Source organism: Roseateles sp. GW821-FHT09B06 (assembly GCF_059418245.1).
In genome coordinates this window covers 1-13,260 of the sequence record NZ_JBWKPM010000025.1, presented here as the reverse complement: position 1 = coordinate 13,260, position 13,260 = coordinate 1, and the positions used below count along the sequence as shown (strand labels likewise).

The window sequence follows — 13,260 nt, the reverse complement described above, 5'->3', positions numbered from 1 at the left end:
GACTTACCATTGATACCAATAAATCAACATAAATAAGACCAATCAACCGATGTCAAAACCCCGTCTCTGGCTGCAGCTGTTCGAACGCCAGGCCGGCCAGGGCCTGGGGCGGCGCGAGCAGCTCTGCGCCAGCCTGCGCCAGGCCATGACGGCCGGAGAGCTGGCCCGCGGCGAACGCCTGCCGGCCAGCCGCGTGCTGGCGTCCGACCTGGGCCTGTCGCGCGTCACCGTCGAGGCCGCCTATGGCCAGCTGGAGGCCGAGGGCTATCTGCGCCGCGAGCAGGGCCGCGGCAGCTTCGTGGCGATCGAGGCAGCAACCGAACCCGCCCGGCGCGCGGCCGTGCCGCTGGCCCCGGCCGCCGAGCTGTCGCGCCGCGGCCGGGCGGTGGCGGCCGGCGGCGGCTGCGAGGACCCGCGCCAGCCACGCGCCTTCGAGGCCGGAAGCCCGGAGTTGCGCGCCTTTCCGCTGGACCTGTGGCGCCGCCTGCTGAACCAGCGCCTGCGCCGCGAGCCGCGCCTGCTGGGCTACGGCGATCCGCAGGGCTACGAACCGCTGCGCGAGGCCGTCGCCGCCTATCTGCGCCAGTCGCGCGGCCTGCGCTGCGGCGCCGAACAGGTGCTGGTGCTGACCAGCTCGCAGCAGGCCCTGCAGCTGGCCGCGCTGCTGCTGCTGGATGCCGGCGACGAGGTCTGGGTGGAGGAGCCCGGCTACCGCGGCGCGAGCACCGCCTTCGCCGCCGCCGGCGCGACGCTGCGGCCGATGCGCCTGGATCCGCAGGGCCTGGTGCCGCCGCATCCGGATCAGGCCGGCCCGGCGCCGCGCCTGGTCTACCTGACGCCTTCGCACCAGTACCCCTGCGGCATGGCGCTGAGCCTGGAGCGCCGCCTGGCCCTGCTGGCGCTGGCGCGGCGCACGCGCGGCTGGATCATCGAGGACGACTACGACAGCGAATTCCACTACGAGGGCCGGCCGATGCCGGCGTTGCAGGGTTTGGACGATGCCGGCCGCGTGCTCTACCTCGGCACCTTATCCAAGGTGCTGTTCCCCTCGCTGCGCCTGGCCTATCTGGTGCTGCCGCCGGCCCTGGTCGCGCCCTTCGCCCAGGCGCGCAGCATCCAGGATGGCCACAGCGCCCAGCTCTCGCAGGCGGTGACGGCCGACTTCATCGCCCAGGGCCATTTCGCCACCCATCTGCGCCTGATGCGCAAGCTCTACCGCCAGCGTCGCGAGACCCTGCTGGAAGCGCTGCGGCCGCTGCGGGACTGGCTGCTGCCCCAGCCGAGCCCCGGTGGCCTGCAGCTGGCCGCCCTGCTGCCGCCCGGCGAGGAAGGCCAGCGCACGCGCGCCGCGGCGGCCGCCGGCATCGCCACGCCCCCGCTGAGCAGGCTCTACCTGTCGGCGCCGCGCCAGGACGGCTGGCTGCTAGGCTATGCGGCGCTAACGCCCGAGGAAATCCGCCAGGCCGCACGCGCCCTGGCCTGCACACAGGATTCGCCGCCCCGCCAATGAACTCTGCCACCATCACCCTGTTTCACTGCCTCAGCGCCCGCAGCTTCCGGCCCCTGTGGGCGCTGGAGGAGCTGGGCCTGCGCTACGAGCTGCGCCTGCTGCCCTTCCCGCCGCGCGCCCACGACAAGCGCTATTTCGCGCACAACCCGCTGGGCACGGTGCCGCTGCTGGTGGACGGCGAGGGTCAGCAAGAGACCCGCATCAGCGAATCCGCCGCGGCCTGCCAGTACCTGGCGGCAAGGCATGACCCCGGCGGTCTGGATGTCGGTGTGGCCGAGCCCGACTACGGCGCCTACCTGAACTTCCTGCATTTCGGCGAGGCCACGCTGACCTTCCCGCAGACCCTGCTGCTGCGCTACCGCCATTTCGAGCCGCCCGAGCGGCAGCAGCCCCAGGTGGCCGAGGACTATGCGAAGTGGTTCCTGGCCCGGCTGCGCACCTTGGAGCCGCGCCTGGCCGAACGCGAATGGCTCAGCGCCGGCCGCTTCACCGCGGCCGACATCTCGGTCGGCTATGCGCTGCTGCTGGCCCAGCACCTGGGTCTGCACGCGCAGTTCACCCCGGCCGTCGCGGCCTACTGGGCGCGGCTGCAGCAGCGCGCGGCCTATGGCCGGGCACAGACCCTGCAGTTCGAGGCCGCCGCCGCCCAGGGCCTGCCGCCGATCGCGACGCCGGACGAACGGCCGTTCGCTGAACTTCCGGTCGGTTCGGCGGTTTAAGCAGGCCGCTCGAACCCCGCCTCCACCCAGGCGGTAGCGCTGGCCCGGCTCAGCTTGAAGTTGGGCCGCACCTTGACCTCGGCCAGCTGCGCGCCGCCACCCGGCTCCTGCGCACTCAGGAGCGCATAGGGCTCGTTCTCGTCCGGCACGATGTCAAGCCGCACCTCGACCGCCGCGCCGCCGGCCAGATTGAGCACCAGGCTCTGATGCAGCTGGGCATGCAGCTGCTGCTCGTGGCGGCGCAGCACCTCGGAGGCCGTCTTCACCAGGGTGTTGAAGGCATTGACGTCCAGCGGCTTGGGGTTCTTCTTGTCGCGCCCCATGGTCCAGGGCCCCACCAGGGCCGGCTCCGCTTCGCCGGCCAGGGTCATCGCCACGGCCCAGCCCTCGTCGTCCTCGTTCTTGATCACCTGGGCGGTCCAGCGCGCGTCCTGCCACAGCCGGGCTTCCTGGATCACGGGGCGGTCTTCGAGGTCGGACATCGGGATTTCGAGCATTTGTGAACGGACGCGCAGCATAGCCTGCTCCGATCTGGCACATATCCTGCGTGCATTTCGAGGATCAGAAAACCATAATGCACCCGACAGGAGCTACGCCATGCAAAGCTTGCGACGTTTGAAGATCGGCCTGCGCCTGGCCCTGGCCTTTGGCCTGATGCTGCTGCTGCTGGCCTGCCTCACGCTCTTCGGCATCCAGGGCAGCGGCCGTGTCTTTGCCGAACTCAAGACCATCTACGAGGACCGCACCATCCCGCTCAAGCAGATCGGCGCGATCGACGCGCTGATGCTGCGCAACCGCATCCTCGTGATGGAAATGCTGCGCGAGCCGGCCCGGCTGGCCGAGCTGGACAGCCAGCTGCAGGCCAATATCGGCGAGGTCAGCAGCACCTGGAAGGCCTATATGGCCACCTACCTGACGCCCGAGGAAAAACGCCTGGCGGAGGCCTTCGCCGAGGTGCGCAGCGCCTATGTCCGCCAGGGCCTGCTGGCCGCGCGCGACGCCGTGAAGGCCGGCGACAACGAGCGCGCCCAGCAGCTCTACCGCGAGCAGATCCGGACCCTGGGCGGCCAGGCCAAGGACGCGATCGACCGGCTGATCCAGCTCCAGGTCGAGGTGGCGGCCCAGTCCTATGCCAAGGCCGAGGCCACGCGCGACAGCGTCTGGGCCTGGAGCGTGGCGCTCAGCATCGCCGCCGCCCTGCTGGCGCTGGCCGCCGGCCTGCTGACCACCCGCTCCATCACCGCGCCGATGCGCGAGGCCGTCGGCCTGGCCGAGGCCGTGGCCGGCGGCGACCTGCGCAGCCAGGTGCAGGTGAGCGGCCAGGACGAGGCCAGCGCGCTGATCGGCGCGCTGAACCGCATGAACGATTCGCTGGCCGGCATCGTCAGCCGCGTGCGCGACGGCAGCGAGAGCATCGCCACCGGTTCGCGCGAGATCGCCACCGGCAGCATGGACCTGTCCCAGCGCACCGAGGAGCAGGCCAGCAATCTGCAGCAGACCGCGGCCTCGATGGAGCAGCTCTCCAGCACCGTCCGCAACAACGCCGACACCGCCAGCCAGGCCAATGCCGTGGCGGCCCAGGCGGCCAACGCCGCCGTGCAGGGCGGCAGCGTCGTGACCCAGGTGGTGGACACGATGCAGGGCATCGCCACCGCCTCGAAGAAGATCGCCGACATCATCGGCGTGATCGACGGCATCGCTTTCCAGACCAACATCCTGGCGCTGAATGCGGCGGTGGAGGCCGCCCGCGCCGGCGAGCAGGGCCGCGGCTTCGCGGTGGTGGCCGGCGAGGTGCGCACCCTGGCCCAGCGCTCGGCCGGCGCCGCGCGCGAGATCAAGAGCCTGATCAACGACAGCGTCACGCGGGTCGAATCCGGCGCAAGGCTGGCCGACGATGCCGGCACGGCGATGGAGGGCATCGTGCGCCAGGTGCGCCAGGTCAGCGACCTGATCGGCGAAATCGCCGGCGCCAGCCAGGAGCAGTCCAAGGGCATCGCCCAGATCGGCGACGCGGTCAACCAGCTCGACCAGGTGACCCAGCAGAACGCCGCGCTGGTGGAGGAAAGCACGGCGGCGGCCGAAAGCCTGCAGCACCAGGCGGCCGAGCTGGCGCGGCTGGTGAGCGTGTTCAAGCTCTAGCCCCTCGGGCGTCGCGATAGCCTTCGTCACGCTTTGGGTGTAAAAGAGCTGCAAAGACGGCCGCACCCGGCCGCCGCCCAGCCAAGGAGCCCATGATGGCCTGGATGTCGCAACTGCTCCCCGCCGACCCCGCACCCATGCGGGAGACGCCGCCCGAAAATCCGGAACCCACGCTGCCCGGCGACGCCCTGCTGCTGGACGTGCGCTCCTATGCCGAGTTCATGGCCGGCCACCTGCCGGGCGCGCACAGCCTGCCCTTGCCGCAGCTGGAGCGCGAGGTCCTGCAGCGCGCCCCGGACCGACATGCGCCGCTGATCGTCTACTGCTCCACCGGCGCCCGCGCCGAACAGGCCCTGGGCATCCTGCTGCATATGGGCTACACCCGCGCGCACAACGGCGGCGGCGCGGTGGCCCTGGCACGGCGCCTGGGCCAGAGTCTGCAGCCCGGCCTGTGACGCAGCGTCTGGTCGAACGCTACCGCTGGCGTGCCCCGGTCTACGACCTGGAACTGCTGCCCTTCGAGCCCCTGCGCCGCGCCTGCATCGACACCTTGGCCCTGCGGCCCGGCGACACGGTGCTGGACCTGGGCTGCGGCACCGGGCTCAGCCTGCCGCTGCTGCGCCAGCGGGTGGGCGAGCAAGGCCGCGTCATCGGCGTCGAGCAATGCCCCGAGATGATCGAGCGCGCCCGGGCGCGCGTGGCCCGGCAGGACTGGCGCAATGTGGACCTGATCTGCGCGCCGGTGGGCGAGCTGGACTGGGCCGGGCCGGCCGACGCCGCGCTGTTCCATTTCACCCACGACATCCTGCAGGACGAGGCGACGCTGGCGCATGTCTGCGCGCGGCTGGCCCCCGGCGCGCGCCTCGCGGCGGCGGGCCTCACCTGGGCGCCGGCCTGGAACCCGCTGGGCAATGCCTTCGTGCTGAGCGCCGCCCTGTACTCGGTGGCATCGCTGCAGGGGCTGGACCGCCCCTGGGCCCGGCTGCAGGCGCGCTGCAGCAGCTTCACGCTGCGCTGCCCGGCACCCGGCGGCCTCTACCTTGCCAGCGGCCGCCTGGCCGCCGGATCGGCGCCCGCTGGCACCTAGGCGACTGCCCGTCGGCCGCTGCGCCGCTAGCCTGTGCGCACCACAACATCCGGAAGACGGGCATGACGGACTTGTTCTCGCTGCAGGGCCGCGTGGCCCTGGTGACCGGCGGCTCGCGCGGCATCGGCCGCATGATCGCGGCGGGATTCCTGCGCCAGGGCGCCAAGGTCTACATCTCGGCCCGCAAGGCCGCCGCCTGCGACGCGGCCGCGGCCGAACTGAGCACCCTGGGTCCCTGCTTCTCGCTGCCCGCCGATGTGTCGAGCGTGGCCGGGGCGCAGCAGCTGGCCCGCGCCTTCGGCGCGCTCGAACCCAGGCTCGACATCCTGGTCAACAACGCCGGTGCCGCCTGGGCCGCCCCCTTCGACGAGTTTCCCGAAGACGGCTGGGACAAGGTGGTGGACCTGAATCTGAAGACCCCCTTCTTCCTGACCCAGGCCCTGCATGGCCCGCTGGCCCAGGCCGCCGAGGCGCGCCCGGCCAAGGTGATCCACATCGCCTCGATCGACGGCCTGTCGGTCAACCCGCTGGAGACCTATTCCTATGCCGCCAGCAAGGCCGGTCTGATCCATCTGACCCGCCGCATGGCCCTGCGGCTGATCGAGAACAATATCGTCGTCAATGCGATCGCGCCGGGCGCCTTCGCCTCCGAGATGAACCGTGCCGCACGCGACCATGCCGCCGAGGTGTCGGCGCGCGTGCCGGCCGGCCGCATCGGCAGCGAGGAGGACATGGCCGGCGCCGCCATCTACCTGGCCTCGCGGGCCGGCGACTATGTGGTGGGCAGCACCCTGGTGGTGGACGGCGGCGTCACGCATGCGCGCTAGAGTTGCGTCGTGACCCCCACCGACCCGCGCATCGACGCCTACATCGCCAGGTCCGCGGCCTTCGCGCGACCGCTGCTGGAACATTTGCGCGCGCAGGTGCATGCGGCCTGCCCGGCGGCCGAGGAAACGATCAAGTGGGGCATGCCGCATTTCACGCTGGACGGCAGGATCCTGGCGTCGATGGCGGCCTTCAAGGCGCATTGCGCCTTCGGCTTCCGGCATCGCGAGGCGGCCGGCGCCGCGGCCAGCGCGGCGGCGATGGGCCAGTACGGTCGGATCGCCGTGCTGAGCGATCTGCCGCCCCCGCCCACCCTGCGTGCGCAGATCCGCGTCGCCGCGCGGCTGGTGCGCGCCGGCGGCCCGGCGCCGCGCCCGCCGAAGGCCGTCAAGCCGCCGGCCATGCCGCCCGAGGACCTGCGCGCCGCCCTGATCGCGAACCCCGCGGCGCGCTGCCATTTCGAGGCCTTCGCGCCCAGCAGGCAGCGCGACTACATCGACTGGCTCGAGGAGGCGAAGAGGCCCGAGACCCGCGCCCGGCGCCTGCGGCAGGCCCTGCAGTGGCTGGCCGAGGGCAAGTCCCGCAACTGGAAATACGAGCGTTAGGCCGGGACCTTCGGACAGGACTGCACCGAAAACCGCAATGCTGCGTTGAGGCGCACGCGGTTTTTCCGCGGCCTTCGGCGATCTACCTTTGCAACACCGCAGCCAGATGCTGTTGCACAAGGAAGAATCACCATGAAGCCGAACGCCTCACCCCTGCTCGCCGCCGCCGCCCCCTCCCGCCTGCAGCGCGCCTTTGCCCTGCTGCTGCTTGCGCTGGCGGCGCTGGCCGCGGCCCCCAAGCCCGCAATGGCGCAGGGCGAGGCCGGCGAGATGTGGACGCGCTCCAATGCCCTGGCCACCCGCGAGCGGCTCTACGGCGAGGTACGCCAGGCCCGTGTCGACGGCGCGATCAAACCCTTCTGGGGCACGCCCAACCTGATCGAACTGCCGCTGCGGCCACGCGGTCTGCCGCAGGCGGCCGCGTCGCTCGCCGAACCGCCGCAGCTGCTGCGCCCGCGCGCCGAGCTGCTGGCCACGGCCGAGTAGGCCGACGCGCTCAGCCCCTCTGCGGCAACCAGCGCAGCAGGGTCTCGTAGAGCAGCTCCGGTGCCACCGGCTTGGAGATATGGTCGTTCATGCCGGCCGCCAGGCTGGCCGCGCGGTCCTCGGCAAAGGCGTCGCCGGTGACGGCCAGGATGGGCGTGCGGGCATGGCGCGGCAGCTGGCGGATCTGCTTGCAGGCCTCGGTGCCGTCGAGCACCGGCATGTGCAGGTCCAGCAGGATGGCGTCATAGTCGTGCTCGGCGGCGGCCCGCACCGCGGCCTCGCCATCGTCCACCAGGTCCACCTCCAGCCCGGCCGCCTGCAGCAACGACCAGCCCACCATCTGATTGACCGCATCGTCCTCCGCCAGCAGCAGGCGCTGCCCGGCATGGTGGGCACGCAGGCGCAACTCGGCCGGATGCAGGGCGGGCAGCGGCGGCAGGTTCTCGCGCACGCCGACGCGTTCCAGCCAGGCCTGGAACCAGAATCGGCTGCCGACGCCCGGCCGGCTGCTGGCTCCGGCATCACCGCCCATCTTCAGGGCCAGATGGCGCGTGATGGCCAGGCCCAGCCCGGTGCCGCCGAAGCGCCGCGCGCTGGAGGCGTCGGCCTGTTCGAAGGCCTGGAACAGCCGCTCCAGCAGGGCCGGATCGACGCCGATACCGGTATCCTCCACCGCCACCTGCAGCAGCACGCGCTCGTCCTCCTGCTGCAACACCGTGGCCTCCAGCAAGACCTGGCCCCGCTCGGTGTACTTCACCGCGTTGCTGAGCAGGTTCAGGATCATCTGGGTCAGGCGCATCGCGTCGCCGCGCAGCAGGGCCGGCAGGCCATCGGCCCGCACCTGCAGCGCCAGCCCCTTGGCGCGCGCCGCCTCGTGGAGCTGGCGTGCCGCGCGCGTCACCAGCGCGCCCGGCTCGAACTCGTCGCGCTCGAGCACCAGCTTGCCGGCCTCGATCTTGGACATGTCCAGCACATCGTTGAGGATCTGCAGCAGATGCTGGGCCGAGGTGTCGATGTCGCGCAGGTGCTGCTCGCTCAGCGCCGTCTGCGGCATGCGCTGCAGCAGATGGGTCAGCCCCATGATGGCGTTCATCGGCGTGCGGATCTCATGGCTCATATGCGCCAGAAAGGCACTCTTGGCGCGGCTCGCGGCCTCGGCGCGGTCGCGCGCCTCGGCCAGTTCCGCGTTGCGGGTCTGCAGCGCCAGTTCGGCCTGCTTGCGCGCCGAGATGTCCAGTGCCAGCACCAGGAAGCCCAGCACCTGGCCGTCGCGCAGATCGGGCACATAGCGCACCCAATGCCAGGTCACCTGCCCCTCGATGCTGACCGATTCGCGCTCGAACTCCTGGGCCTCGCCGCGCAGCGCGCCACGCACATACTGCTCGTTGCTCAGCCAGTAGCGATGGTCCAGCACTTCCGGCGCGCGCTGCCCCAGCACCTGCTGCGGGCTCAGGCCGAACCAGTCGAAATAGGCCTGGTTGGCGAACAGGCAGCGCATCTCGCGATCCCAGTACACCACGCGGCCCGGGAACTGCTCGGCGATCAGCCCGGCCACCAGCTCGGCATGGGTGCGCGCCTCGGTGGCCTCGACCAGCTCCTGGTCGAAACAGGCCAGCGACCGGCCCGAGGGGTCCCGCAGGCGTTCAACAACGCGTCTCCCGCCCAGGCGCCGCAACGCGGCCAGCCCCACGCTTATGTGAGTCATTGTTCGCTCCCTGAGTCGCAACGACGCGAGGCGCCGGCCCGGCCCAGTGCTCATGCTGCCCGTGATCTGGAGCCGATGCAAGTGCGGCTCAGCGCCAGACCGCCAGCAGGGCCCTCAGCTTGGTGCCCCAACTCATGCGCTCGTCCGACAGCACATCGAGGAAATCCGACAGACGCTTGGACTTGGCCATGGTGTAGACCGTCAGCGCGATGGTGGCCGCCATCGTGATGCCAAACAGCAACAGACGCCGCCACAGCGGCGCCTCGGCCTCGGCCAGCAGATTCATGCCGAGGAAGCCGGTCGTGATCGTGCCCACCATGCCGAAGATCGTGACCACGGTCAGGCGCACCACGGTATTGGCCTGGCGCCGGATGCTGTCGGTCTCAAGGTAGCCGCTCATGTCCGAGACGCGCGCCTTCACATCGGCGAACAGCGACTCCAGCTCCAGATGCTGGACGCTCATGCGGTAGAGCGCCCGCGTCTGGTACTGCTCGGCCACCGCGCGGAACCAGTAGCGGTGCGAGAAACGCAGAAAACCCTCGAAGACGGAGCGGATCGCGCGCTTGAAACGCCGCACATTGTCGGCATCGTTGACATCCAGGCGGCGCAGCGCCTCGACCAGACGGTCGGAGAACATCAGCAGCGCCGCCTTCTGGAAATGCGCGATCAGGAACACCAGGAAATGCTGATGGCGAAACTGCGCCAGCACGCCACGGTCGCGGCAGCAGAAGAACTCGGCGTCGGCGCGTCCCACGACCACCAGGCTATGGCCACCGCACAGATAGCGCGTGTAGGGCGCGGCCCCGCCGGCCTGCCAGAGCCGGTCGTAGCAATAGCGCTGCTCGAAGTCGTGCAACTGGTCGCCGGCAAAGGGCTGGCCGCTCTCCGGCGTGCCGCTCACCAGGGCCAGGCGCACGAAGTCGGCGCGCGTCAGCAGCTGCGGCTCGTCCAGCGCCAGGAAGGCCATCATCGGCATGCGGTAGTACTCGATCTGGCGGAAGGCCAGCAGCCCCGGCGCTTCAGCATGCTCGCTGGCCAGCGGGCGCAGCAGGAAATCCCAGTGCGCCGCCAGACGCGGCGAGCGCAGCGCGCTGACATGGGCCAGGAAGCGCTCGCGATCGCCGGCATCCGAGCGCGCCAGCACGCGGCCCTCGCGGTCCAGCCACTCGGCCTCGGCCAGGGTGTGCTGCGGCAGGCCCTGGGCGTCCCAGCCCGAAGGATAGGCGCGGCCCAGCCGGTACATCAGGTCCTGCGCCTGCGCCAGGCCGAGATCGCCGGTGGCCAGCTCGACATTGAGCAGCACCACATCGACGTCGAAGAAGAAATACAGGTCGACATGCACGACCTCCAGGGTCTGCGGTGGCGCCTCGGGCCGGGTGCGCAGGCGCAGCCGGGCGATGTCCTCGCGGCGCAGCACCTTCATGCCGGCCTCGCCGCGCCGCCCCTCGCCGTAGAGAAAACGCTGCACGAAGGGCAGGAAGGTGACGAACTCCTGATAGTGGCGCTCGTGAAAGCGCGCCGCGTCGCCGGTGTACTCGTCCACCACCTCGCGCCAGGGCTGGTCGGGGTCGGCCAGCAGCAGTTCCCAGGGCCGGCGCGGCGCCCCCGGCTCGTCGCCCACCGGCAGCAGGCGCAGCGGCCACAGCAGGATCTGGTGCAGGCGCCGCACCTGCGGCTCGGCCCTGATATCGCTCATGCCTTGCGTCCCCTCGTCATGCCTGGTCCCCGTTCAACCCGAGCCCGGCGCGGCCTGCGCCAGCGGCCGCGCGACCGGCGCCTCGGCCGCGCTCAGCTGCACGCAGTTGCGGCCGCATGCCTTGGCGCGGTACAGGGCCGCATCGGCCAGCGCGTAGAGCCGGTCGGCCGAGATGGCATCGCCGGGCCGCGCCACGGCCACCCCGGCCGACACGGTCAGCGCGATAGCGCGCCCCTCGCCGTCGCGCAACAGCAGCGCCGCCACCGCACGTCGCACCTCCTCGATCAGGCGCTCGGCGCCGGGGCCGTCGGTGCCCGGCAGGATGATGCCGAACTCCTCGCCGCCGACACGGCCCAGCACGTCCGAGCCGCGCAGGCGCGCGCGCACCTCGGCGGCAAAGGCGCACAGCGCGGCATCGCCGGCGCGGTGACCATGCGCGTCGTTGATCTGCTTGAAGTGGTCCAGGTCCAGCAGGGCGAAGGCCACCGGCGTGCCCTCGCGCCGGCTGCGCTCCAGCGAATGGGCCAGCAGGGTGTCGGTGGTGCTGCGGTTCAGGCAACCGGTCAGCCCGTCCATGGCCGCCATCTCCTCCATGCGCCGCGCCAGCCGTTCGAAGCAGGCCAGCACGAAGCCGAAACCCGAGCCGAGCAGGCTGATGAAGCCGACCAGGAAGGTCAGCCCCTGGCCCAGGCCGCTCTGCAGCAGGGCCGCATACTCGGCCGGCCGCAGCCAGGCATCCAGCGCGCGCACCAGCAGGGCCGCCGCGGCCAGCGCCAGGGTCAGGCCGACGATGCGCAGCGAGGCCTCAGCGCGCCAGCCATGGCGCCACAGCAGCGCGACGCTGGGCAGCACGAAGCCGGCCAGCAGCAGCGACATGACGCTGGTGCGTGCCGCCGGTGTCCACGCCAGCAGCAGGCTCAGCCCCAGCCAGCCGCAGCTCAGCGCGAGCGCGGCCCAGACCCAGGCCGGCGGGCGGCGCAGCTGCAGGTGCTGGCACAGCGCGCGGTGGTAGAGCACCAGGCCCAGCGCGATCAGGGCATTGCCCAGCAGCACCGACAGCCAGTAGGGGATCAGCTGACGCATGGCCAGCAGCAGCAGGCCCAGCAGCATGGCCCAGGAGCCCCGGGCCCAGGTGCGCAGCGCCGGCTGCTGCAGATCGCGCCGCTGCGCCACCGCCAACTGCAGGGTCAGCAGCAGAAAGCCCATCAGCAGGGCCAACAGCAGGGTCGGGATATGGATCTGCAAGCAGCGCTCCCCGGCGCCGCGCCGGCGACGCCAGACCGAGTGTAGCCAGGGTTTCAGCCCGCCCGCAGCGCCTGCGCCAGCCGGGCGCGCGTGTCGGCGGGATCGATCACCGCATCGATCTCCAGGGTCTCGACGATGGAGAGCACCGCGTAGGCGCGGCCAGCATGGCGGCCGGCATGGCTGCCGCCAAGATGACGGTCAGGCCAGGCGCCCGATCACCGCCATGGCCGCGGCCGGCGCGCGCTCCTTGGCGCCGCTGATGAAGTACATGAACACATCGCGCGGCGCGCTGCCCTCGCGCAGCTCGGGCTCCACCAGCGGCAGGTCCAGCGGCGTGCCGCCCTCGCGCCAGGCCTGCGCGCTGGCGGCCAGGCCGTCCAGCACCTCGGGCGCGCAGCCCTGCGGCAATTCGCCATGGGTGCGCATGATGCGGGTGTAGATGAAGTCGCCGGTGGCGTCGGCGATGGCCGGGTAGTCGCCCGACTCGGTGAACACGGTGGCCGCGCCGTAGCGCCGTGCCAGCGCCAGGTACTCGGGCGTCCGGAAGCTGGCATGCCGCACGTCCAGCGCATGGCGCAGCGCGAGCCCCGCGACGCTCTTGGGCAGCAGGCGCAGGAAGGCCTCGAAGTCGGCCGGATCGAAACGCTTGGTCGGGGCGAACTGCCAGACGATGGGCCCCAGCTTCGCGCCCAGCTCGGCGATGCCGCTGTCGATGAAGCGCTGCACCGATTCGCCGGCCTCGGCCAGCACGCGCCGGTTGGTGGCGAAGCGGTTGGCCTTCAGCGAGAACATGAAGCCCTCGGGCGTGGCGTCGCGCCATTTCGCGAAGGTGGCGGGCTTCTGCGAGCTGTAGTAGGTGCTGTTGATCTCGATCGCCGTCAGCCTGCGGCTGGCGTATTCCAGCTCGCGGCTGGCCGGCCAGCCCTGGGGATAGAAGGTCTGGCGCCAGGGCTCGAAATTCCAGCCGCCGATGCCGACGAAGATGCGGGGTTCTGCGCTGCTGCTCATGCCTTGGGTTCCTCGGCGTCCAACAGTTTTTCCAGGCCCTGCACGCCGCGCCGGGTCGGGCGCAGCGCGCGGCTGTCCAGTTCGGGCCTGAGCCAATCCTGGGCCAGCAGGGCCTGCAGCCAGGCCGCGCCGATGGCGCCGCCCAGATGCGGGCGGCGCTCGCTCCAGTCCATGCAGGCGCAGGCCAGGCGCCGGCGGCGCGCGGCCCGCGCCGCGCCCACGTCGACGCCCAGGC

Annotated in this window: 13 protein-coding genes and 1 pseudogene; 8 read left to right on the top strand and 6 right to left on the bottom strand. The window is 71.3% G+C overall.

All coding sequences use genetic code 11. The annotated features are described in order from the left end of the window. Positions 1–49: 49 nt before the first annotated feature. Positions 50–1,510: a MocR-like pyridoxine biosynthesis transcription factor PdxR gene (gene pdxR / locus AC07OQ_RS18835; RefSeq protein WP_495054675.1), complete on the top strand. Its 1,461-nt coding sequence runs from the start codon at positions 50–52 to the stop codon at positions 1,508–1,510. Next, positions 1,507–2,229, top strand: a complete 723-nt coding sequence (locus AC07OQ_RS18830; protein ID WP_495054674.1) for a glutathione S-transferase family protein — start codon at positions 1,507–1,509, stop codon at positions 2,227–2,229. The genes pdxR and AC07OQ_RS18830 overlap by 4 nt, the downstream gene beginning before the upstream one ends. On the opposite strand, the gene AC07OQ_RS18825 is transcribed toward AC07OQ_RS18830, so the two are convergent. Further along, complete coding sequence (locus AC07OQ_RS18825) at positions 2,226–2,711, bottom strand: hypothetical protein (RefSeq protein ID WP_495054673.1); 486 nt, start codon at positions 2,709–2,711, stop codon at positions 2,226–2,228. The genes AC07OQ_RS18830 and AC07OQ_RS18825 overlap by 4 nt on opposite strands. A gap of 115 nt (positions 2,712–2,826) precedes the next feature. Between AC07OQ_RS18825 and AC07OQ_RS18820 the strand changes: the two genes are divergently transcribed. From AC07OQ_RS18820 to AC07OQ_RS18795, 6 genes are all read left to right on the top strand, one after another. After that, a complete protein-coding gene (locus AC07OQ_RS18820) occupies positions 2,827–4,368 on the top strand; it encodes a methyl-accepting chemotaxis protein (protein WP_495054672.1) in 1,542 nt (513 codons plus the stop codon). Between the two features lie 104 nt (positions 4,369–4,472). Further along, the gene (locus AC07OQ_RS18815; protein ID WP_495054671.1) at positions 4,473–4,823 is read left to right on the top strand and encodes a rhodanese-like domain-containing protein; all 351 of its coding nucleotides are present in this window, start codon (positions 4,473–4,475) and stop codon (positions 4,821–4,823) included. After that, complete coding sequence (locus AC07OQ_RS18810) at positions 4,820–5,455, top strand: class I SAM-dependent methyltransferase (protein ID WP_495054670.1); 636 nt, start codon at positions 4,820–4,822, stop codon at positions 5,453–5,455. The genes AC07OQ_RS18815 and AC07OQ_RS18810 overlap by 4 nt, the downstream gene beginning before the upstream one ends. A 62-nt stretch (positions 5,456–5,517) precedes the next feature. Further along, positions 5,518–6,282 (top strand): SDR family oxidoreductase, encoded by a 765-nt coding sequence (locus tag AC07OQ_RS18805; protein ID WP_495054669.1) that lies wholly within the window; start codon positions 5,518–5,520, stop codon positions 6,280–6,282. Positions 6,283–6,291: 9 nt separating this feature from the next. After that, a complete protein-coding gene (locus tag AC07OQ_RS18800; protein ID WP_495054668.1) occupies positions 6,292–6,885 on the top strand; it encodes a YdeI/OmpD-associated family protein in 594 nt (197 codons plus the stop codon). Positions 6,886–7,017: 132 nt separating this feature from the next. Further along, complete coding sequence (locus tag AC07OQ_RS18795) at positions 7,018–7,371, top strand: hypothetical protein (protein WP_495054667.1); 354 nt, start codon at positions 7,018–7,020, stop codon at positions 7,369–7,371. A 10-nt stretch (positions 7,372–7,381) separates the two neighbouring features. Here AC07OQ_RS18795 and AC07OQ_RS18790 read toward each other — a convergent pair whose 3' ends face one another. The 5 genes and pseudogenes from AC07OQ_RS18790 to AC07OQ_RS18770 form a co-directional block, all read right to left on the bottom strand. Continuing rightward, on the bottom strand, positions 7,382–9,076 hold the full coding sequence (locus AC07OQ_RS18790) for a PAS domain-containing hybrid sensor histidine kinase/response regulator (protein ID WP_495054666.1): 1,695 nt from the start codon (positions 9,074–9,076) through the stop codon (positions 7,382–7,384). An 88-nt stretch (positions 9,077–9,164) separates the two neighbouring features. Beyond that, positions 9,165–10,772, bottom strand: a complete 1,608-nt coding sequence (locus AC07OQ_RS18785; RefSeq protein ID WP_495054665.1) for a hypothetical protein — start codon at positions 10,770–10,772, stop codon at positions 9,165–9,167. Positions 10,773–10,805: 33 nt separating this feature from the next. Then, entirely contained in the window at positions 10,806–12,017 is a 1,212-nt protein-coding gene (locus AC07OQ_RS18780) for a GGDEF domain-containing protein (RefSeq protein WP_495054664.1), read from the bottom strand. Positions 12,018–12,215: 198 nt separating this feature from the next. Next, positions 12,216–13,025 (bottom strand): DUF72 domain-containing protein, encoded by an 810-nt coding sequence (locus tag AC07OQ_RS18775; RefSeq protein ID WP_495054663.1) that lies wholly within the window; start codon positions 13,023–13,025, stop codon positions 12,216–12,218. After that, positions 13,022–13,260 (bottom strand): annotated as a pseudogene (locus AC07OQ_RS18770) (transcriptional regulator); the annotation flags it as partial. The pseudogene AC07OQ_RS18770 and the gene AC07OQ_RS18775, both read right to left, overlap by 4 nt.

Excerpts from the sequence above, each read along its gene's own strand:
- pdxR (WP_495054675.1), top strand. The coding sequence starts at position 50 with ATGTCAAAACCCCGTCTCTGGCTGCAGCTGTTCGAACGCCAGGCCGGC.
- AC07OQ_RS18830 (WP_495054674.1), top strand. The coding sequence starts at position 1,507 with ATGAACTCTGCCACCATCACCCTGTTTCACTGCCTCAGCGCCCGCAGC.
- AC07OQ_RS18825 (WP_495054673.1), bottom strand. The coding sequence starts at position 2,711 with ATGTCCGACCTCGAAGACCGCCCCGTGATCCAGGAAGCCCGGCTGTGG.
- AC07OQ_RS18820 (WP_495054672.1), top strand. The coding sequence starts at position 2,827 with ATGCAAAGCTTGCGACGTTTGAAGATCGGCCTGCGCCTGGCCCTGGCC.
- AC07OQ_RS18815 (WP_495054671.1), top strand. The coding sequence starts at position 4,473 with ATGTCGCAACTGCTCCCCGCCGACCCCGCACCCATGCGGGAGACGCCG.
- AC07OQ_RS18805 (WP_495054669.1), top strand. The coding sequence starts at position 5,518 with ATGACGGACTTGTTCTCGCTGCAGGGCCGCGTGGCCCTGGTGACCGGC.
- AC07OQ_RS18795 (WP_495054667.1), top strand. The coding sequence starts at position 7,018 with ATGAAGCCGAACGCCTCACCCCTGCTCGCCGCCGCCGCCCCCTCCCGC.
- AC07OQ_RS18790 (WP_495054666.1), bottom strand. The coding sequence starts at position 9,076 with ATGACTCACATAAGCGTGGGGCTGGCCGCGTTGCGGCGCCTGGGCGGG.
- AC07OQ_RS18785 (WP_495054665.1), bottom strand. The coding sequence starts at position 10,772 with ATGAGCGATATCAGGGCCGAGCCGCAGGTGCGGCGCCTGCACCAGATC.
- AC07OQ_RS18775 (WP_495054663.1), bottom strand. The coding sequence starts at position 13,025 with ATGAGCAGCAGCGCAGAACCCCGCATCTTCGTCGGCATCGGCGGCTGG.